Origin of the sequence: Pseudomonas syringae, from assembly GCF_023278085.1 — a bacterium.
In the GTDB taxonomy this organism is placed as follows: Bacteria; Pseudomonadota; Gammaproteobacteria; order Pseudomonadales; family Pseudomonadaceae; genus Aquipseudomonas; species Aquipseudomonas syringae_Q.
In genome coordinates, this window is the sequence record NZ_CP066265.1 from 3,139,276 (window position 1) to 3,159,140 (window position 19,865).

The following is a 19,865-nucleotide window of genomic DNA, read 5'->3' on the forward strand; positions in this document are numbered from 1 at the left end:
CGGGGATTTTTGTATGCGCGGAAAAATTTCAGTTACAAGCCTGGATCCAGGCGCTCGACAAATACCCCATGAAGCACCTGACGCAAAGCTTCTAGCCTTTCAGCGTGCGCGAAAGAAACTCACGAATGTACTCGGCGACTTCCGGCGCATGTGTTTCGAGCGCGAAGTGGCCGGCGTCCAGAAGATGCACCTCGGCAGCTGGAACGTCCTTGCGGAACGCCTGCGCGCCCGGTGGTATGAACGCCGGATCGTGCTTGCCCCAGACCGCCAGCACGGGTGGCTGGTACTTGCGCAGGTATGCCTGGAACGAGGGGTACGCGGCCACGTTGGTGCGGTAATCCAGAATCAGGTCCAGCTGGATTTCTTCTGCGCCCGGCCGTGCCATGTACAGGATGTCCAGGTTGTAGCCGTCGGGCGACAGTTTTTCAGGATCGGCCCCCGTACCGTACTGCCAGTCACGGATGGTTTCCGGTGATAACGAGGCACGACACGCTTCGCGATTGGCCGCTGAAGGTTCGCGCCAGTAGGCCTGCCAAGGGCCCCATTGATCACTGAACCCTTCCAGATAGGCGTTGCCATTCTGACTGATGATGGCAGTGACCTTTTCCGGGTTCGCGGCTGCAAGTCGAAAGCCGGTCGGCGCACCGTAATCAAATACGTATAACGCATACTTCTTGAGCCCCAACGCCTCGGTAAATCCCTCAACCACTTTGTAGAGGTTTTCGAAGCTGTAATCGAACTGCCCGCGCGGTGGCGCCTTAGTGTTGCCGAAACCGGGCAGATCGGGGGCAATCAGGCGGTAGTGACTCGCCAACAATGGCATCAGATCGCGAAACATGTGGCTGGAACTCGGGAAGCCATGCAGCAACAGGAGCACCGGCGCATCCTTGGGGCCGACTTCGCGATAGAACACCTCCACATCGCCCACTTTTCGAGTGTGATACGTCACGCGAAAGTCCTGATCAGAATTCATGGTATTTCCCCTGGAAGCAGGTTTCTGGCTGGAAGAAGCGGCACTTGCCAACGAAGCACCAAGTGCAGAAGCCGCACCTAACGCAGACGCTTGTAAAACCTTGCGCCGACTGACGCCATGCACAGCGTTTTCAGCGTTGGGCGGATCGAAGCTATTCATAAGAGAACCCGACTGGATGAATTGACCTCAAGCCTAATTGTTGCGCTACTCATGCAGAATCACCATAAAACTCAATTCACCCTTTCAATTTCTGAAATACTGGAAAAATTCCGAAAAGTCAGGGCGCGCAGGCGAGATATGGACCGTATTCAGGAGATGACACTTTTTGCCGCACTGGCCGAGCACACCAGCTTTGCCGGGGTAGCCCGCCACGCCGGTTTGTCGACCGCCACGGTGACTCGGGCAGTTGCCAGCCTGGAGCGCCGCCTGGGGATCCTGTTGGTCGTGCGCACCACACGTAACATGCGGCTCACCGAAGCAGGTCAACGCTTCGCCGTTGATTGCCGCCGGCTGATTGCTGACCTTGACGAGGCTGAAAACGCGGCTGGCGGATTGCACGCACGTCCAGCCGGCCTGCTGACGGTAACCGCACCGCAGATGTTCGGCGCGCTGCATGTCGTGCCTGTATTGACGAGCTTTCTCGAACAATTCCCGTCGGTCGATGTACGCGCCATCCTTGTCGACCGGGTTGTGTCCATGCTCGATGAAGGTGTCGACGTGGCAATCAGAATCGGCAGCCTGCCCGACTCATCCCTTATCGCGATACCGACAGGCAGCGTGCGGCGCATGGTGTGCGCGTCTCCTGCCTACCTGGCAGAGCACGGCGTCCCGCAACATCCTGATGACCTGCGGCAACACTCCACGGTCTCGACCACCACCTTTGAACGTCCGCCCCAGTGGCTTTTCCGGGTTGATCACGAAGAGTATTCGGTGGACGTTGGCTCCAGACTCAGCCTGACGTCCTATCAGGCGGCCATCAGCGCAGCGTTGCAGGGCTGGGGGCTGACCCAGGTGCCGTTTTACCAGATACGCGAGCACTTGCAGGACGGCAGGCTTGAATGCGTTCTGGACACGTTTGAAATCGCACCAGAGCCGGTTCACGTCGTTTACCTGGAAGGCCGCCGTGGCTCCTCCAAGGTGCGTGCCTTTGTAGACTTCTGCGTCAGCGCCCTGAGACACGATCTGCAGTTTGAACAAAAATAGCGCACAGGGCTTTTCCGCGCTGTCTGTTACGGTTGACCGACTCCCGTTTTTTCACACTCAAAGAGACCCTTCTCATGACCTGGCAAGCCCACGTTACCGTCGCCACCATCGTCGAAGATCAAGGCCGCTTTCTTTTCGTCGAGGAAATGAAAGGCGGTCGTACCGTGCTCAATCAACCCGCCGGGCATCTCGACCCGAACGAAAGCCTGCAACGTGCAGCCGTCCGGGAAACCCTCGAAGAAACCGGTTGGGACGTCGAACTGACCAGCGTGACAGGTATTTATCTGTACACCGCGCCCAGTAACGGCGTGACTTACCAGCGCATCTGCTTCGCCGCCAAAGCTGTGCGACACAACCCGGACTACGTGCTGGATGACGGTATCGTCGGCCCTGTCTGGCTGACGCGCGACGAACTGCTGGCAGAACAGCCACGCTGGCGCAGTGAGCTGGTCATGCGCTGCCTGGACGATTACCTGAATGCCGAACACTTCAGTCTCGATCTGCTGCGCGACAAGGCGTGAGACTCAACGCCTTCAGCCTGTTAGAATCGCGTCCTTTTACAGGTCAGCCGTTGAATCCCCATGCGTGATCCAGCCCCCTCGAACTCAGAAATGAAGCGCGTCATAGTCGGCATGTCCGGCGGCGTGGACTCTTCCGTTTCCGCCGTACTGCTCATGGAGCAGGGTTATCAGGTGGAAGGCTTGTTCATGAAGAACTGGGAAGAAGACGACGGGACGGAATACTGCACCGCCCGCGAAGACCTGGCAGATGCCCAGGCCGTGTGCGACAAGATCGGCATCAAGCTGCACACCGCCAACTTCGCGGCCGAGTACTGGGACAATGTGTTCGAACACTTTCTCGAAGAGTACAAGGCCGGGCGCACCCCTAACCCGGACATCCTGTGCAACCGGGAAATCAAGTTCAAGGCCTTTCTCGACTACGCCCTGATGCTGGGTGCAGATTTGATCGCCACCGGCCATTACGTGCGCCGCCGTGACATCGACGGTCGCACCGAACTGCTCAAAGGCCTGGACCCGAACAAGGACCAGAGCTATTTCCTGCATGCCGTGGGCGGCGAGCAGATCGCCCGCACGCTGTTCCCGGTCGGCGAACTGGAAAAACCCGAAGTCCGCGCGATTGCCGAAAAGCACGGGCTGGCAACGGCCAAGAAGAAGGATTCCACCGGTATCTGCTTCATTGGCGAGCGGCGCTTCACCGATTTCCTGCGTCAGTACCTGCCAGCCCAGCCCGGCGAGATCAAGACCACTGAAGGTGAAGTGATCGGTCGCCACAGCGGCCTGATGTATCACACCATCGGCCAGCGTCAGGGGCTGGGGATCGGCGGCCTCAAGGACGCCAGCGACGACCCGTGGTACGTGCTGGTCAAGGACTTGCAGAACAACGAGCTGATCGTCGGCCAGGGCAATGACCATCCGTGGTTGTTTTCCAGCGCACTGGTCAGTTCGGAAATCTATTGGGTCAACCCGATCGATCTGAGCAGCCCGCGCAGGCTCACCGCAAAAGTCCGTTATCGCCAGGGCGACCAGCCATGCACGCTGGAAAAGACCGCCGAGGGTTACCGGGCCCTGTTTGATGATCCACAGCGCGCTGTCACGCCCGGCCAGTCTGTCGTGTTCTACGATGGCGAAATCTGTCTGGGTGGCGGCGTGATCGAAGTTGCCGAACCCTGGACCAGCAAGGACAAGCGTTGATGACCCCGATTCAGGAACAATTGGTGGCTCTGGGTGCTGTATTCCAGGCTGCCGTGCTGGTCGACCGGATCGCCAAGACCGGCCAGATCAGCGAGGCGGCACTGAGCTGCATGCTGGGCAGTGTGCTGGTGGTCGACCCGAAGGATACGCTGGACGTCTACGGCGGCGATGACCTCAATCTGCACGAGGGCTATCGCGCCATGGCCAGCGCTCTGGAACGCGATCCGGCCACGCTGCAACGCGAACCGTTGCGCTACGCCCTGTCGATGCTCGGCCTTGAACGCCAGTTGGCAAAGCGCGACGACATGCTGGAAATCATCGGCAAGCGCATTCCGGTCATTCAATCGCAGGTCGAGCATTTCGGCGTGGCCCACGAAAACGTGATTGCCGCGACTGGCGCGCTGTATCAGGACACCCTGAGCACCCTGCGCCAGCGCATTCAGGTGCAAGGCGACATGCGCAACCTGCAGCAACCCAACAACGCGTCGAAGATCCGCGCCATCCTGCTGGCAGGCATCCGCTCTGCCCGGCTGTGGCGACAAGTTGGCGGGCACCGCTGGCAACTGGTCTTCAACCGTCGCAAGTTACTGAAAGAACTGTATCCATTGCTGCACGGCTGATCCGCCGCGCACCAATGTTCCTCACCACCACAGGCACAGCGCCGTCTACGCTGGTCGGCGGGCTCCGGTCCGGCCGACTTTTCATGTATGATACGCGCCCCTTTTCGTGCCCGACTGTCCGAGAGCATCCCATGCAGCTTTCTTCGCTCACCGCGGTTTCCCCTGTTGATGGCCGCTACGCCGGCAAAACCCAGGCCTTGCGCCCGATTTTCAGCGAATACGGCCTGATCCGTTTCCGCGTGATGGTTGAGGTCCGCTGGCTCCAGCGTCTGGCGGCGCATCCGCAGATTACTGAAGTCCCGGCTTTCTCCGCGCAAGCCAACGCCATCCTCAACACCCTGGCTGAAGACTTCTCCGTGGAGCACGCCGAGCGCGTCAAGGAAATCGAGCGCACCACCAACCACGATGTCAAGGCGGTGGAGTATCTGCTCAAGGAACAGGCTGCCAAGCTGCCTGAACTGGACAAGGTCAGCGAATTCATTCACTTCGCCTGCACCAGCGAGGACATCAACAACCTGTCCCACGCCCTGATGCTGCGCGAAGGCCGCGATACGGTGATGCTGCCGCTGATGCGCCAGATCGCCGACGCCATCCGCGAACTGGCGATTCGTTTCGCCGACGTGCCCATGCTGTCGCGCACCCACGGCCAGCCAGCCTCCCCGACCACACTGGGCAAGGAACTGGCAAACGTCGTCTATCGCCTGGAGCGCCAGATCAGCCAGGTCGCTGCCGTGCCACTGCTGGGCAAGATCAACGGCGCAGTCGGCAACTACAACGCGCACCTCTCCGCGTATGCCGACATCGACTGGGAAGCCAACGCACGCGCGTTCATCGAAGACGAACTGGGTCTGGGCTTCAACCCTTACACCACGCAGATCGAACCGCACGACTATATTGCCGAGCTGTTCGATGCAGTCGCTCGCTTCAACACCATCCTGATCGACTTCGATCGTGATATCTGGGGTTACATCTCCCTGGGCTATTTCAAGCAGCGCACCATCGCTGGCGAAATCGGCTCGTCGACCATGCCGCACAAGGTCAACCCGATCGACTTCGAAAACTCTGAAGGCAACCTGGGTATCGCCAACGCACTGTTCCAGCATCTGGCCAGCAAACTGCCTGTTTCTCGCTGGCAGCGCGACCTGACCGACTCTACCGTGCTGCGCAACCTGGGCGTCGGTTTCGCTCACAGCGTCATTGCCTACGAAGCCAGCCTCAAGGGCATCAGCAAGCTGGAACTGAACGAGCAACGTATCGCCGCTGACCTGGATGCCTGTTGGGAAGTACTGGCCGAGCCGATCCAGACCGTAATGCGTCGTTACAACATCGAAAACCCGTACGAAAAACTGAAAGAGCTGACCCGCGGCAAGGGCATCAGCCCGGAAGCGTTGCAGACTTTCATCGACGGACTGGAGATGCCTGCTGAAGCGAAGGCTGAACTGAAGAAGCTTACGCCTGCCAATTACATCGGCAACGCGGCCGCTCAGGCCAAGCGCATCTGACACGCAAAAACATTGCACACGCCCGGCTGTGCCGGGCGTTTTCATTTCAAGGGCTTACACATGAATCCTGATATTCCTCTTCAACTTCTGGGCGGCATCAGCGCGCGCGTTTTCATGCGCGACTACTGGCAGAAAAAACCGCTGCTGATCCGTCAGGCACTGCCGGACTTCCAAAGCCCGATCGATGCCGACGAACTTGCCGGTCTGGCCCTGGAAGAAGAAGTCGAGTCGCGTCTGGTCATCGAAAACGGCGAGCGCCCGTGGGAACTGCGTCGCGGTCCTTTCGCCGAAGACGAGTTCAGCAAGCTGCCTGAACGTGACTGGACCCTGCTGGTGCAGGCGGTCGACCAGTTCGTCCCGGAAGTCAGCGAGCTGCTGGAAAACTTCCGTTTCCTGCCGAGCTGGCGCATCGACGACGTGATGATCAGCTACGCAGCGCCGGGTGGCAGCGTTGGCCCGCATTTCGACAACTATGACGTGTTCCTGCTCCAGGGCCACGGCAAACGTCACTGGCAGATCGGCCAGATGTGCGACGCCGAAAGCCCGCTGCTGGAGCATGCCGATTTGCGCATTCTTGCCGGCTTTGAAAAGACCGAGGAATGGACCCTGGAGCCGGGCGACATGCTCTACCTGCCGCCGCGACTGGCCCATTGCGGCGTTGCCGTGGATGACTGCCTGACCTACTCGGTCGGCTTTCGGGCACCCGGTGCGGCGGAAGTGCTCACTCATTTCACCGATTTCCTCGCCCAGTTCATTACCGATGAAGAGCGCTACACTGATGCCGACGCACAACCGGCCAGCGATCCTCATCAGATCCAGCGTGACGCCCTTGATCGCCTGAAAGCCTTGCTCGCAGAGCACATGAGCGACGAGCGCCTGCTGCTGACCTGGTTTGGCCAGTTCATGACCGAACCGCGTTACCCGGAACTGGTCACCGGACCGGAGCTGGGCGAAGAGGAATTGCTCGACAGCCTCGAACAAGGCGCCGTACTGATTCGCAACCCGGCCGCCCGACTGGCCTGGTCCGAGGTTGATGACGATCTGCTGCTGTTTGCCAGCGGCCAGAGCCGCCTGTTACCCGGCAGCCTGCGTGAACTGCTCAAACTGATCTGTGCGGCAGACGCGCTGCACAGTGAAAACCTCGGCCAATGGTTGGCCGATGATGAGGGTCGCAATCTGCTTTGCGAACTCGTAAAACAAGGAAGCCTGGGATTTGCCGATGAATAAAATCACTGTATCTGTCGCACAATGGCAGAAGAACAATGCTGATATCCGGCGTATACGCGACTCGGTGTTCATCGCTGAGCAGTCGGTGCCACCGGAGCTGGAGTGGGACGCCGAAGACGCAGATGCTGTGCATTTTCTGGCCCGTGAAGGTGACTATGCAGTGGGTACTGCGCGCCTGTTGGCGGACGGTGAAATCGGTCGCCTCTCGGTGCTCAAGGACTGGCGAGGCCTCAAGGTCGGTGAAGCCTTGCTGAGCGCCGTCATCGATGAAGCTGAAAAACGCGGGCTCGAACCACTGAAACTCAGCGCTCAGGTACAAGCTGTCGATTTCTACCAGCGTTTCGGTTTCGTGGTCACCAGCAAAGAGTTTCTTGAAGCCGGTCTGCCACATGTCGATATGCTTCGACAGGTGTAACGGACTTGAATATGTAGGCGTTTTCAAGAGCACTACATAATTGACGCCCTGCCCTTTGCAGGCTGGTATCACTGATGCCGGACTGAAAAAGGCAGGGCGTTTTTACGTCCAGCCATTCAGCTAGTGTCTATGGCGGCCGACACAGTGGCACACTCATGCTTTACGCGCCCATCGCGGAGAATGAACATGGTTATACGCATCCTGCTTACCTCGCTGCTCATTGCATTCAGTGCCAGCGCACTGGCGGCGACCGAAGTGGTCCCGCTCAACTACCGCACCAGCGCCGACCTGCTGCCGGTGGCCAAATCGTTTTTAGGGGCCGATGGCACCGTCAGCGCCTATGGCAACCAGCTGATCGTCAACGCCGAGTCGCGCAAGATCGAAGAACTTCGCGCCCTGATCTCACAATTGGACACTGCACCAAAACGCCTGCTGATCAGCGTTGACACCAGCGATACTGCCACCCGCAGCAGCAATGGCTCGCAGGTCATCGAATACGGCACTACCAGTCGCGACGGCGGCGTGCAGCAGGTACAGACCAGCGAAGGCACGCCGGCGCTGATTCAGGTTGGGCAGAGCGTTCCGCTGACCTCTTCTTCGACTGATTCCTACGGCTACTCGCAGAACAACACCGAATACCGCAACGTGACTCAGGGTTTTTACGTCACCGCCAGCGTGACCGGCGATACCGTTCACCTGAGCATCAGCACCAACCATGATCGCATGAGTCAGGAACGGCCTGACGCTATCAAAGTGCAGAGCACCGACAGCCAGGTCAGCGGTCGACTGGGCGAATGGATCACCCTGGCGAGCAATAGCGACCAATCCGTCGCCGATCAGCAAGGCATCGCGCAACGCTATTCGACGCAGGGTCGCAACGACATGGTTTTACGCGTAAAGGTTGAAACGCTCGAATAACGTGGGCTGGCGCGAAAGCCAATACCTGTGGGCCTTTTAGTGACTATCCGGTCTCACCCCACAAATATGTAGTGAATTTAAAAAGTCACTACAAAACGTTTGACGCCCTTCCAGACCCCGAGGCATGATTGCCTCGCTCCCGCTGTTCAGAGGCTGCATGACAGGCTTTTGAATCGTCACCTTCTGTGCAGCGAGCAGCCATTCACAGTGCCGTTACGCAAGGCATTTGGCGGAGCAGGACTTTAATCGAGACCTACTTCCTGGGGTTTATAAAATGGCACTGACACGCGAACAACAAATAGCGGCTCTCGAAAAAGACTGGGCTGAAAATCCGCGCTGGAAAAACGTGACCCGTACTTATTCCGCAGCTGATGTGGTCCGCTTGCGTGGCTCGGTTCAACCCGAACATACCTTTGCAAGACTGGGTGCCGACAAGCTGTGGAATCTGGTGACCCAAGGTGCCAAACCTTCATTTCGCCCCGACAAGGATTTCGTCAACTGCATGGGTGCGTTGACTGGCGGTCAGGCCGTTCAGCAGGTCAAAGCCGGCATCCAGGCCATCTACCTGTCCGGCTGGCAGGTCGCAGCCGACAATAACTCGGCCGAGTCGATGTATCCGGATCAGTCGCTGTACCCGGTCGACTCGGTGCCCACCGTGGTCAAACGCATCAATAACTCGTTCCGCCGTGCCGATCAGATCCAGTGGAAAGCCGGTAAAACGCCGGGCGATGAAGGTTATATCGACTACTTCGCGCCCATCGTCGCCGACGCAGAAGCAGGCTTTGGTGGCGTGCTCAATGCCTACGAGCTGATGAAAAGCATGATCGAAGCAGGTGCCGCAGGCGTTCACTTCGAAGATCAACTGGCATCGGTGAAGAAATGCGGGCACATGGGCGGCAAAGTGTTAGTGCCGACTCAGGAAGCCGTACAGAAGCTGGTGGCTGCGCGTCTCGCCGCTGACGTTGCCGGTGTGCCGACAATCATTCTGGCGCGCACCGACGCCAACGCCGCAGATCTGCTGACCTCCGACTGCGACCCTTACGATAAGCCGTTCGTGACCGGCCAGCGCACTCATGAAGGGTTCTACAAGGTTCGCGCCGGCCTGGATCAGGCCATTTCACGCGGCCTGGCTTACGCGCCCTATGCCGATCTGATCTGGTGCGAAACCGCGAAACCTGATCTCGACGAAGCACGCCGCTTTGCCGAAGCGATCAAGAAGGAGTACCCGGATCAGTTGCTGTCGTACAACTGCTCGCCCTCTTTCAACTGGAAGAAAAACCTGGACGACGCGACCATCGCCAAATTCCAGCGTGAACTCTCGGCCATGGGTTACAAGCATCAGTTCATCACCCTGGCGGGTATCCACAACATGTGGCACAGCATGTTCAACCTGGCGCATGACTACGCGCGCAATGACATGACCGCCTACGTCAAATTGCAGGAACAGGAGTTCGCCGACGCTGCCAAGGGCTACACCTTCGTGGCCCACCAGCAGGAAGTGGGCACTGGCTACTTCGATGACATGACCACCGTGATTCAGGGCGGCGTGTCTTCGGTGACTGCGCTGACTGGCTCGACCGAGGAGGAGCAGTTCCACTAAGCCGCTTTACGCAGAGCGAAAGACAGACCGTCCGTAAGGGCGGTCTTTTTTTTGCGTCGGATTTTGCCTGTATTGATCCCGGACAAAGGGCGACGCCGTTCAAAGTGCTACAAAGCTGTTCTTTATAGAAGCAATCGGCCTAACCCGGCGTTGACTTTCCTGGCAGCGAGTATAAAAGGCGTTTAAATGATATTAGTTATCATTCAAATTACCTTTCATTCCTTTTCACCTTAGCCAGACATAATTAAACAAAAGACTTCTAATGCCCGCCTGGCAAGCCCTCCAGGCACTTTGCGGGGCTTTCCATGATTGATTAAGTGAATAAATTTGATGTAGAAAATTTACTTGCCAACTGTTTGCACATAAAATCAATCCGTTGACCGCACTGCGACATTTCGTCACTGCCTCGACTCTTTATCAAGCACAGAGACCTTTGCTCTCTAACAAGGACTGCCAGCATGCCCGAATCGACAGGTCTGATTGCCCACAACTGGGGCTTCGCCATTTTCCTTTTGGGTGTAGTAGGCCTTTGCGCCTTCATGCTCGGCCTCTCCAGCCTGCTCGGAAGCAAGGCCTGGGGCCGCAGCAAGAACGAACCGTTCGAGTCCGGCATGCTGCCTACCGGCAGTGCGCGCCTGCGACTCTCCGCCAAATTCTATCTGGTCGCGATGCTGTTCGTGATCTTTGACATCGAAGCCCTCTTTCTCTTTGCCTGGTCTGTGTCCGTCCGCGAAAGCGGCTGGACCGGATTCGTCGAAGCTCTCGTTTTCATAGCAATTCTGTTGGCAGGTCTTGTCTACCTATGGCGGGTTGGAGCACTTGACTGGGCTCCTGAAGGTCGCCGTAATCGGCAAGCGAAGCTGAAACAATGAGGCTTTGGCGATGCAATATAATCTCACCAGGATCGACCCGGATGCTCCTAACGAGCAGTACCCCATCGGCAAACGGGAAACTGTTTCCGATCCGTTAGAAGACCAAGTCCACAAAAACATCTACATGGGCAAGCTGGAAGACGTGCTGAATGGCGCGGTCAACTGGGGACGCAAGAACTCCCTGTGGCCGTACAATTTCGGTTTGTCATGCTGCTATGTAGAGATGACCACTGCCTTTACGGCTCCCCACGACATCGCCCGCTTCGGCGCCGAGGTTATCCGTGCATCGCCGCGTCAGGCGGACTTCATGGTAATCGCCGGTACGCCGTTCCTGAAGATGGCTCCTATCATTCAGCGTCTGTACGAACAGATGCTCGAACCGAAATGGGTCATCTCGATGGGCGCCTGTGCCAACTCCGGTGGCATGTACGACATCTATTCCGTTGTTCAAGGCGTGGACAAGTTCCTCCCCGTGGATGTTTACGTGCCCGGCTGCCCGCCCCGCCCCGAAGCATTCCTGCAAGGCCTGATGCTGCTGCAGGAGTCCATCGGACAGGAGCGTCGCCCGCTTTCCTGGGTCGTCGGCGATCAAGGCGTGTACCGCGCCGACATGCCGTCGCAAAAGGAACAGCGTCGTGAACAGCGTATCCAGGTCACCAACCTGCGCAGCCCCGACGAAGTCTGATCCAGCCCGTTCTTCTTATAAAAAAGACAGGAACCGGGGTTGATTCTGTACGTTGACCGAAGTGATTGAGACCTATGACTGCAGACAACGCTCTGTACATCCCGCCTTACAAGGCTGACGACCAAGATGTCGTCGTTGAACTGAACAACCGTTTTGGCGCCGAGGCGTTCACTGCCCAGTCGACACGCACCGGCATGCCTGTGCTGTGGGTCGACCGCGCCAGACTGGTTGAAATACTGACGTTCCTGCGTCAGGTGCCCAAGCCGTATTCGATGCTCTATGACCTGCATGGTGTCGACGAGCGCCTGCGTACCCATCGCCGCGATCTGCCTGCCGCCGATTTCACGGTGTTCTACCACCTGCTGTCGGTAGAACGTAACAGCGACGTCATGATCAAGGTAGCGCTGTCAGAACGTGACCTGAGCGTGCCGACCATTACCGGTATCTGGCCCAATGCCAACTGGTACGAGCGTGAAGTGTGGGACATGTTCGGGATCGACTTCCCGGGCCATCCGCACCTGACCCGGATCATGATGCCGCCGACCTGGGAAGGTCACCCGCTGCGCAAGGACTTCCCGGCCCGCGCAACAGAATTCGACCCGTACAGCCTGACCCTGGCCAAGCAGCAACTGGAAGAAGAAGCAGCACGCTTCGATCCGGAAGCCTGGGGCATGAAGCGCTCCGGCAAGAACGAAGACTACATGTTCCTCAACCTGGGCCCGAACCACCCTTCGGCTCACGGCGCATTCCGTATCATTCTGCAACTGGACGGCGAAGAAATCGTCGACTGCGTTCCGGACATCGGCTACCACCACCGTGGTGCCGAGAAAATGGGCGAACGCCAGTCCTGGCACAGCTACATTCCCTACACCGACCGTATCGATTACCTCGGCGGGGTGATGAACAACCTGCCGTACGTGCTTTCGGTCGAGAAGCTGGCGGGCATTACCGTACCGGACCGCGTCAACGTGATTCGCATCATGATGGCCGAGTTCTTCCGCATCACCAGCCATCTGCTGTTCCTGGGGACCTATATCCAGGACGTGGGGGCCATGACGCCGGTGTTCTTCACCTTCACTGACCGTCAGAAAGCCTACACCGTGATTGAAGCCATCACTGGCTTCCGTCTGCACCCGGCCTGGTATCGGATTGGCGGGGTTGCCCACGACCTGCCACGCGGCTGGGAAAAACTGGTCAAGGATTTCGTCGACTGGCTGCCGAAGCGGCTCGACGAATACAACAAGGCCGCCCTGCAGAACAGCATTCTCAAGGGTCGTACCGTCGGCGTTGCCGCGTACAACACCAAGGAAGCGCTCGATTGGGGCGTTACCGGTCCGAGCCTGCGCGCTACCGGTCTGGACTTCGACCTGCGCAAGGCGCGTCCGTATTCCGGTTACGAGAATTTCGAGTTCGAAGTGCCTCTCGCCGTGCATGGTGATGCCTACGACCGCTGCATGGTACGCGTCGAAGAAATGCGCCAGAGCATCAAGATCATCGACCAGTGCATGCGCAACATGCCGGCCGGCCCTTACAAGGCTGATCACCCGCTGACGACGCCGCCGCCGAAAGAACGCACCTTGCAGCACATCGAAACCCTGATCACGCACTTCCTGCAGGTATCGTGGGGCCCGGTCATGCCGGCCAACGAAGCCTTCCAGATGATCGAAGCGACCAAGGGTATCAACAGCTATTACCTGACGAGCGACGGCGGCACCATGAGCTACCGTACCCGGATTCGCACCCCAAGCTTCCCGCACCTGCAACAGATCCCTTCGGTGATCAAAGGCAGCATGGTCGCGGACTTGATCGCGTACCTGGGTAGTATCGATTTCGTTATGGCCGACGTGGACCGCTAAGCATGAACAGCCCGCTAATCCAGACAGACCGTTTCGCCCTGAGCGAAACAGAGCGCTCGGCCATCGAGCACGAGCTGCATCACTACGAGGACCCGCGCGCGGCGTCCATCGAAGCCCTGAAGATCGTTCAGAAGGAACGCGGCTGGGTGCCGGACGGCGCAATTTACGCCATCGGCGACATGCTGGGCATTCCGGCCAGCGACGTTGAAGGCGTGGCCACGTTCTACAGCCAGATTTTCCGTCAGCCGGTCGGCCGCCACATCATTCGCGTCTGCAACAGCATGGTGTGCTTCATCGGCGGTCACGAGAACGTCGTGGACGAAATAAAGAGCTCACTGGGCATCGGCCTGGGCCAGACCACAACCGATGGCCGTTTCACCTTGTTGCCCGTCTGCTGCCTCGGCAACTGCGACAAGGCCCCGGCCGTCATGGTCGACGATGACACTTTCGGCGACGTACAGCCTGCTGGCGTAGCCAAGATGCTGGAGGGTTACCTATGACCATTACGTCCTTCGGCCCTGCCAATCGCATTGCGCGCACGGCAGAAACCCACCCTCTGACCTGGCGTCTGCGCGATGACGGCGAACCGGTCTGGCTTGAAGAATATCAGGCCAAAGACGGCTATGCGGCAGCGCGCAAGGCACTGACCCAGCAGGCACCCGACGACATCGTCCAGTCGGTCAAGGACTCCGGTCTCAAAGGCCGTGGCGGTGCGGGTTTTCCCACCGGGGTCAAATGGGGCCTGATGCCCAAAGACGAATCCATGAACATCCGCTACCTGCTGTGCAACGCGGACGAAATGGAACCCAACACCTGGAAAGACCGCATGCTGATGGAGCAACTGCCCCATCTGCTGGTCGAGGGCATGCTGATCAGCGCCCGCGCACTGAAAGCCTATCGTGGCTATATCTTCCTGCGTGGTGAATATGTAACGGCGGCGAAGCACTTGAACCGTGCCGTGGCCGAAGCCAAGGCTGCCGGTCTGCTGGGCAAGAACATTCTCGGCACCGGCTTCGATTTCGAGCTGTTTGTCCACACCGGCGCCGGTCGTTACATCTGTGGCGAAGAAACCGCCCTGATCAACTCGCTGGAAGGCCGTCGTGCCAATCCACGTTCCAAGCCGCCCTTCCCTGCTGCAGTAGGCGTGTGGGGCAAGCCGACCTGTGTCAACAACGTCGAAACCCTGTGCAACGTGCCGGCCATCGTCAACAACGGTAACGACTGGTACAAGTCGCTGGCGCGCGAAGGCAGCGAAGACCACGGCACCAAGCTGATGGGCTTCTCCGGCAAGGTGAAAAACCCTGGCCTGTGGGAGCTGCCGTTCGGTGTTCAGGCTCGCGAGCTGTTCGAAGACTACGCCGGTGGCATGCGCGACGGCTTCAAGCTCAAGTGCTGGCAGCCAGGCGGAGCCGGTACAGGCTTTCTGCTGCCCGAACACCTGGACGCCCAGATGTACGCAGGCGGCATCGCCAAGGTCGGCACCCGTATGGGTACGGGTCTGGCGATGGCTGTCGACGACTCGGTCAACATGGTTTCGCTGCTGCGCAACATGGAAGAGTTCTTCGCCCAGGAGTCCTGTGGCTTCTGCACGCCATGCCGCGACGGTTTGCCATGGAGTGTGAAAATACTTCGTGCCATCGAGAAGGGTCAGGGTCAGTCGGGGGATATCGAAACCCTGCTGGGCCTGGTCAACTTCCTCGGCCCTGGCAAGACCTTCTGCGCGCATGCACCCGGCGCGGTAGAGCCGCTGGGCAGTGCGATCAAGTATTTCCGCCCGGAGTTCGAAGCAGGTATAGCGCCCTCCAGCGCCGACACGCTTGTCCCGGGTAAAAGTCCGACCATGGCCGGCGCATAACAAGACTGACCGGTCGGCGGTTGTTCGAGCCGCCGACTTCGTACCTGCTGACGCCTTCACGGGCTGAACGATACAGGTACTACCGAGATTCCATTAGCCACGCCCGCTGACAACGGGCCAACGAAGACCTTTGAACCATGGCTACTATTCACGTAGACGGCAAAGCGCTCGAAGTCGATGGTGCAGACAACCTGTTACAGGCATGTCTGTCGCTGGGCCTCGACATCCCTTATTTCTGCTGGCACCCCGCCCTTGGCAGCGTTGGCGCCTGTCGCCAGTGCGCGGTCAAGCAGTACACCGACGAGAACGACACCCGTGGTCGTATCGTCATGTCCTGCATGACGCCAGCCACCGATAACACCTGGATTTCCATCGAAGATGATGAGTCCAAGGCCTTTCGTGCCAGTGTCGTCGAATGGCTGATGACCAACCACCCGCACGACTGCCCGGTCTGCGAAGAAGGCGGTCACTGCCACCTGCAGGACATGACCGTGATGACCGGTCACAACGAACGACGTTATCGCTTCACCAAGCGCACTCACCAGAACCAGGAACTGGGGCCGTTCATCGCACACGAGATGAACCGCTGCATCGCCTGCTATCGCTGCGTGCGCTTCTATAAAGACTACGCGGGCGGCACCGATCTGGGCGTTTACGGCGCTCATGACAACGTCTATTTCGGCCGCGTCGAAGACGGCACGCTGGAGAGCGAGTTTTCCGGCAACCTCACCGAGGTCTGCCCGACCGGTGTGTTCACCGACAAGACGCACTCCGAGCGCTACAACCGCAAATGGGACATGCAATTCTCGCCGAGCATCTGCCATGGCTGCTCCAGCGGCTGCAACATCAGCCCGGGCGAGCGTTACGGTGAGCTGCGCCGGATCGAAAACCGCTACAACGGTTCGGTCAACCAGTATTTCCTTTGCGACCGGGGCCGCTTCGGTTACGGCTATGTCAACCGCAAGGACCGCCCACGTCAGCCGCTATTGGCTGCCGGCCAGGTCAAACTGAGCCTGGACGAAGCGCTGGACAAAGCTGCTGACCTGTTGCGCGGCCGTAACATTGTCGGTATCGGCTCGCCTCGCGCCAGCCTGGAAAGCAACTACGCGTTGCGTGAACTGGTCGGCGCCGAGCATTTCTACAGCGGTATCGAAGCCGGTGAACTGGAGCGCGTGCGCCTGATCCTCAAGGTCCTGAACGACAGCCCGCTGCCGATCCCGACCCTGCGCGACATCGAAGATCACGACGCCATCTTCGTCCTCGGCGAAGACCTGACCCAGACCGCGGCGCGCATGGCCCTTGGCCTGCGTCAGGCAGTCAAGGGCAAGGCGGAAGACATGGCCGCTGGGATGAAAGTCCAGCCATGGCTCGACGCCGCAGTGAAGAACATCGGTCAGCACGAGCTGAATCCGCTGTTCATCGCCAGCCTGGCTGAAACCCGCCTGGATGACATCGCAGAAGAATGCGTACATGCCGCACCGGATGATCTGGCGCGCATCGGCTTCGCCGTGGCGCACGCGCTGGACGCCAGCGCGCCTGCCGTTGAAGGTCTGGACAGCGAAGCGCTGGAACTGGCGCAACGCATTGCAGACGCGCTGCTCGCGGCCAAGCGTCCGCTGATCATTTCCGGCAGCTCGCTGGGTTCGACAGCGCTGATCGAAGCGGCGGCCAACATTGCCAAGGCATTGAAACTGCGCGACAAGCAAGGCTCCATCAGCCTGATCGTGCCGGAAGCCAACAGCATGGGCCTGGCGATGTTCGGCGGCGAGTCTGTCGATGCCGCCCTGCAAGCGGTGATTTCCGGTCAGGCCGACGCCATCGTCGTGCTGGAAAACGATCTGTATCGTCGTGTCGACGCGAAAATTGTCGATGCTGCACTGAGCGCTGCGAAAGTCGTGATCGTGGCCGACCACCAGAAAACACCTACTGCCGATCGTGCGCATCTGGTGCTGCCAGCGGCCAGCTTCGCTGAAGGTGATGGCACGCTGGTCAGCCAGGAAGGCCGCGCCCAGCGTTTCTTCCAGGTGTTCGATCCTACCTATCTGGACCCGGGCATTCTGGTTCACGAAGGCTGGCGCTGGATGCATGCCTTGCGCGCTACCCTGCTGAATCAGCCTGTGGACTGGACGCAACTCGATCACGTGACCGAAGCCTGCGCCGGCAGCTCTGCGCAACTGGCCGGCATCATCAACGCCGCGCCATCTGCCTCGTTCCGGATCAAGGGCCTGAAACTGGCGCGTGAGCCGCTGCGTTACAGCGGCCGGACGTCAATGCGCGCCAACATCAACGTTCATGAGCCGCGCATTCCGCAAGACAAGGACACCGCGTTCTCGTTTTCCATGGAAGGCTATTCGGGTTCTGCCGAACCGCGCCAGCAGGTGCCATTTGCCTGGTCTCCGGGCTGGAACTCGCCGCAAGCCTGGAACAAGTTCCAGGACGAAGTTGGTGGTCATCTGCGTGCTGGCGATCCGGGCACCCGCCTGATCGAAAGCCAGGGTGACGGCCTGTCGTGGTACTCCAGCGTACCGCGTGCCTTCTCTCCGGAACGCGGCACCTGGCAGGTTGTGCCGTTCTTCCACCTGTTCGGCAGCGACGAAACCTCGTCACTGGCCGCGCCGGTTCAGGAGCGCATTCCGCAGCCTTACGTGGCGCTGGCCAAATCCGAAGCCGACCGTCTGGGCGTCAACGAAGGTGCCCTGCTCTCGCTGAGCGTTGAGGGTCAGTCGCTGACGCTGCCGTTGCGTATCAATGAAGAACTGGGCGCAGGTCTGGTGGCATTGCCTGTCGGGCTGCCGGGTATTCCGCCAGCGATTTTCGGCAAATCCGTTGACGGTCTGCAGGAGGCAGCGCAATGACCTGGTTCACACCTGATGTGATTGACGCGATCATTGCGGTCGTCAAGGCAATCGTTGTGCTGTTGGCTGTCGTGGTCTGCGGCGCGTTGCTGAGTTTCGTGGAACGTCGTCTGCTGGGCTGGTGGCAGGACCGTTATGGCCCGAACCGCGTGGGTCCGTTCGGCATGTTCCAGATTGCAGCCGACATGCTGAAAATGTTCTTCAAGGAGGACTGGACACCGCCGTTCGCCGACAAGGTGATCTTCACCCTGGCACCGGTCGTGGCCATGAGCGCCCTGCTGATCGCCTTCGCCGTGATCCCGATCACACCGACCTGGGGTGTTGCGGACCTGAACATCGGTCTGTTGTTCTTCTTCGCCATGGCCGGTCTGTCGGTGTATGCGGTGCTGTTCGCTGGCTGGTCCAGCAACAACAAGTTTGCACTGCTCGGCAGTCTGCGTGCCTCGGCACAGACCGTTTCCTATGAAGTGTTCATGGGTCTGGCGCTGATGGGCATCGTGGTTCAGGTCGGTTCGTTCAACATGCGCGACATCGTTGAATACCAGGCGCAGAACCTGTGGTTCATCATTCCGCAGTTTTTCGGCTTCTGTACGTTCTTCATTGCAGGCGTGGCAGTGACTCACCGTCACCCGTTCGACCAGCCGGAAGCCGAGCAGGAACTGGCTGACGGTTACCACATTGAATATGCCGGCATGAAATGGGGCATGTTCTTCGTCGGTGAATACATCGGGATCATTCTGATCTCGGCGTTGCTGGTCACGCTGTTCTTCGGTGGCTGGCACGGTCCGTTCGATATTCTGCCATCGCTGGCGTTCTTCTGGTTTGCCTTGAAAACCGCGTTTTTCATCATGCTGTTCATTCTGCTGCGCGCTTCCATCCCGCGTCCGCGTTATGACCAGGTCATGGATTTCAGCTGGAAGTTCTGTCTGCCGCTGACCCTGATCAATTTGCTGGTGACTGCTGCGATTGTGTTGTTGAACACACCGGCAGGCTCGGTTCAGTGAGGATTTGACCCATGTTCAAATATATTGGTGACATCGTTAAGGGTACCGGTACCCAGTTGCGCAGCATGGTGATGGTATTCGGTCACGGCTTCCGCAAACGCGACACCCTGCAATACCCCGAGGAGCAGGTGTATCTGCCACCGCGTTACCGTGGCCGTATCGTCCTGACCCGCGATCCTGATGGAGAAGAACGCTGCGTGGCCTGTAACCTGTGCGCCGTGGCCTGTCCGGTCGGTTGCATTTCGTTGCAGAAGGCTGAAACGGAAGACGGTCGCTGGTATCCGGACTTTTTCCGTATCAACTTCTCGCGCTGCATCTTCTGCGGCCTGTGCGAAGAAGCCTGCCCGACCACCGCGATCCAGCTCACGCCGGACTTCGAAATGGCCGACTTCAAGCGTCAGGATCTGGTCTACGAAAAGGAAGATCTGCTGATCTCCGGCCCCGGCAAGAACCCTGAATACAACTTCTATCGCGTTGCCGGTATGGCTATTGGCGGCAAGCCCAAGGGCGCTGCGCAGAATGAAGCCGAGCCGATCAACGTCAAGAGCTTGCTGCCTTAAGGAAGTAA

Annotated in this window: 18 protein-coding genes; 17 read left to right on the forward strand and 1 reads right to left on the reverse strand. The window is 58.9% G+C overall.

Annotated features, from left to right (window positions below; all coding sequences use genetic code 11):
• Positions 1–91: 91 nt before the first annotated feature.
• A complete protein-coding gene (locus tag I9H07_RS13925) occupies positions 92–973 on the reverse strand; it encodes an alpha/beta fold hydrolase (protein ID WP_236425356.1) in 882 nt (293 codons plus the stop codon).
• A gap of 297 nt (positions 974–1,270) precedes the next feature.
• Here I9H07_RS13925 and I9H07_RS13930 point away from each other — a divergent pair, with 297 nt between their 5' ends.
• The 17 genes from I9H07_RS13930 to nuoI all read left to right on the forward strand — a co-directional run bounded on the left by I9H07_RS13930 (position 1,271) and on the right by nuoI (position 19,857).
• Positions 1,271–2,176 carry a LysR family transcriptional regulator gene (locus I9H07_RS13930; protein ID WP_058823638.1) on the forward strand — a complete coding sequence of 302 codons (906 nt, stop codon included), beginning with the start codon at positions 1,271–1,273 and terminating at the stop codon, positions 2,174–2,176.
• A 74-nt stretch (positions 2,177–2,250) separates the two neighbouring features.
• Positions 2,251–2,697, forward strand: a complete 447-nt coding sequence (locus I9H07_RS13935; protein WP_058391818.1) for an NUDIX hydrolase — start codon at positions 2,251–2,253, stop codon at positions 2,695–2,697.
• Between the two features lie 60 nt (positions 2,698–2,757).
• Positions 2,758–3,888: a tRNA 2-thiouridine(34) synthase MnmA gene (gene mnmA / locus I9H07_RS13940; RefSeq protein WP_024674043.1), complete on the forward strand. Its 1,131-nt coding sequence runs from the start codon at positions 2,758–2,760 to the stop codon at positions 3,886–3,888.
• Positions 3,888–4,508 carry a high frequency lysogenization protein HflD gene (hflD, locus tag I9H07_RS13945; RefSeq protein WP_058823639.1) on the forward strand — a complete coding sequence of 207 codons (621 nt, stop codon included), beginning with the start codon at positions 3,888–3,890 and terminating at the stop codon, positions 4,506–4,508. Before mnmA ends, hflD begins: the two co-directional genes overlap by 1 nt.
• Positions 4,509–4,639: 131 nt before the next feature.
• Entirely contained in the window at positions 4,640–6,010 is a 1,371-nt protein-coding gene (gene purB, locus I9H07_RS13950; RefSeq protein ID WP_236425355.1) for an adenylosuccinate lyase, read from the forward strand.
• A 60-nt stretch (positions 6,011–6,070) separates the two neighbouring features.
• Positions 6,071–7,237, forward strand: a complete 1,167-nt coding sequence (locus I9H07_RS13955) for a cupin domain-containing protein (protein WP_024674046.1) — start codon at positions 6,071–6,073, stop codon at positions 7,235–7,237.
• The gene (locus I9H07_RS13960) at positions 7,230–7,652 is read left to right on the forward strand and encodes a GNAT family N-acetyltransferase (RefSeq protein ID WP_024646617.1); all 423 of its coding nucleotides are present in this window, start codon (positions 7,230–7,232) and stop codon (positions 7,650–7,652) included. The genes I9H07_RS13955 and I9H07_RS13960 overlap by 8 nt, the downstream gene beginning before the upstream one ends.
• Before the next feature lie 180 nt (positions 7,653–7,832).
• Complete coding sequence (locus I9H07_RS13965; protein ID WP_236425354.1) at positions 7,833–8,570, forward strand: secretin N-terminal domain-containing protein; 738 nt, start codon at positions 7,833–7,835, stop codon at positions 8,568–8,570.
• A 274-nt stretch (positions 8,571–8,844) separates the two neighbouring features.
• On the forward strand, positions 8,845–10,170 hold the full coding sequence (gene aceA, locus I9H07_RS13970; protein ID WP_024674048.1) for an isocitrate lyase: 1,326 nt from the start codon (positions 8,845–8,847) through the stop codon (positions 10,168–10,170).
• A gap of 458 nt (positions 10,171–10,628) precedes the next feature.
• Positions 10,629–11,042, forward strand: coding sequence for an NADH-quinone oxidoreductase subunit A (locus I9H07_RS13975; RefSeq protein WP_002554011.1), 414 nt, complete (start codon positions 10,629–10,631; stop codon positions 11,040–11,042).
• A 10-nt stretch (positions 11,043–11,052) separates the two neighbouring features.
• A complete protein-coding gene (locus I9H07_RS13980; RefSeq protein WP_024646620.1) occupies positions 11,053–11,727 on the forward strand; it encodes a NuoB/complex I 20 kDa subunit family protein in 675 nt (224 codons plus the stop codon).
• Between the two features lie 74 nt (positions 11,728–11,801).
• Positions 11,802–13,583 (forward strand): NADH-quinone oxidoreductase subunit C/D, encoded by a 1,782-nt coding sequence (gene nuoC / locus I9H07_RS13985; protein ID WP_024646621.1) that lies wholly within the window; start codon positions 11,802–11,804, stop codon positions 13,581–13,583.
• 2 nt (positions 13,584–13,585) lie between these two features.
• On the forward strand, positions 13,586–14,083 hold the full coding sequence (nuoE, locus tag I9H07_RS13990) for an NADH-quinone oxidoreductase subunit NuoE (RefSeq protein WP_024674049.1): 498 nt from the start codon (positions 13,586–13,588) through the stop codon (positions 14,081–14,083).
• Positions 14,080–15,438: an NADH-quinone oxidoreductase subunit NuoF gene (nuoF, locus tag I9H07_RS13995; RefSeq protein WP_058391814.1), complete on the forward strand. Its 1,359-nt coding sequence runs from the start codon at positions 14,080–14,082 to the stop codon at positions 15,436–15,438. Before nuoE ends, nuoF begins: the two co-directional genes overlap by 4 nt.
• A 137-nt stretch (positions 15,439–15,575) precedes the next feature.
• A complete protein-coding gene (nuoG, locus tag I9H07_RS14000) occupies positions 15,576–18,293 on the forward strand; it encodes an NADH-quinone oxidoreductase subunit NuoG (protein WP_236427074.1) in 2,718 nt (905 codons plus the stop codon).
• Positions 18,290–19,297, forward strand: coding sequence for an NADH-quinone oxidoreductase subunit NuoH (gene nuoH / locus I9H07_RS14005; RefSeq protein WP_003411662.1), 1,008 nt, complete (start codon positions 18,290–18,292; stop codon positions 19,295–19,297). The genes nuoG and nuoH overlap by 4 nt, the downstream gene beginning before the upstream one ends.
• Before the next feature lie 11 nt (positions 19,298–19,308).
• Positions 19,309–19,857, forward strand: coding sequence for an NADH-quinone oxidoreductase subunit NuoI (gene nuoI / locus I9H07_RS14010; protein WP_024646625.1), 549 nt, complete (start codon positions 19,309–19,311; stop codon positions 19,855–19,857).
• The last annotated feature ends 8 nt before the right edge of the window (positions 19,858–19,865 follow it).

Bases quoted from the DNA above. Each gene is read 5' to 3' on its own strand.
- I9H07_RS13925 (WP_236425356.1), bottom strand. From the start codon at position 973: ATGAATTCTGATCAGGACTTTCGCGTGACGTATCACACTCGAAAAGTG.
- I9H07_RS13930 (WP_058823638.1), top strand. From the start codon at position 1,271: ATGGACCGTATTCAGGAGATGACACTTTTTGCCGCACTGGCCGAGCAC.
- I9H07_RS13935 (WP_058391818.1), top strand. From the start codon at position 2,251: ATGACCTGGCAAGCCCACGTTACCGTCGCCACCATCGTCGAAGATCAA.
- mnmA (WP_024674043.1), top strand. From the start codon at position 2,758: ATGCGTGATCCAGCCCCCTCGAACTCAGAAATGAAGCGCGTCATAGTC.
- hflD (WP_058823639.1), top strand. From the start codon at position 3,888: ATGACCCCGATTCAGGAACAATTGGTGGCTCTGGGTGCTGTATTCCAG.
- purB (WP_236425355.1), top strand. From the start codon at position 4,640: ATGCAGCTTTCTTCGCTCACCGCGGTTTCCCCTGTTGATGGCCGCTAC.
- I9H07_RS13955 (WP_024674046.1), top strand. From the start codon at position 6,071: ATGAATCCTGATATTCCTCTTCAACTTCTGGGCGGCATCAGCGCGCGC.
- I9H07_RS13960 (WP_024646617.1), top strand. From the start codon at position 7,230: ATGAATAAAATCACTGTATCTGTCGCACAATGGCAGAAGAACAATGCT.
- I9H07_RS13965 (WP_236425354.1), top strand. From the start codon at position 7,833: ATGAACATGGTTATACGCATCCTGCTTACCTCGCTGCTCATTGCATTC.
- aceA (WP_024674048.1), top strand. From the start codon at position 8,845: ATGGCACTGACACGCGAACAACAAATAGCGGCTCTCGAAAAAGACTGG.
- I9H07_RS13975 (WP_002554011.1), top strand. From the start codon at position 10,629: ATGCCCGAATCGACAGGTCTGATTGCCCACAACTGGGGCTTCGCCATT.
- I9H07_RS13980 (WP_024646620.1), top strand. From the start codon at position 11,053: ATGCAATATAATCTCACCAGGATCGACCCGGATGCTCCTAACGAGCAG.
- nuoC (WP_024646621.1), top strand. From the start codon at position 11,802: ATGACTGCAGACAACGCTCTGTACATCCCGCCTTACAAGGCTGACGAC.
- nuoE (WP_024674049.1), top strand. From the start codon at position 13,586: ATGAACAGCCCGCTAATCCAGACAGACCGTTTCGCCCTGAGCGAAACA.
- nuoF (WP_058391814.1), top strand. From the start codon at position 14,080: ATGACCATTACGTCCTTCGGCCCTGCCAATCGCATTGCGCGCACGGCA.
- nuoG (WP_236427074.1), top strand. From the start codon at position 15,576: ATGGCTACTATTCACGTAGACGGCAAAGCGCTCGAAGTCGATGGTGCA.
- nuoH (WP_003411662.1), top strand. From the start codon at position 18,290: ATGACCTGGTTCACACCTGATGTGATTGACGCGATCATTGCGGTCGTC.
- nuoI (WP_024646625.1), top strand. From the start codon at position 19,309: ATGTTCAAATATATTGGTGACATCGTTAAGGGTACCGGTACCCAGTTG.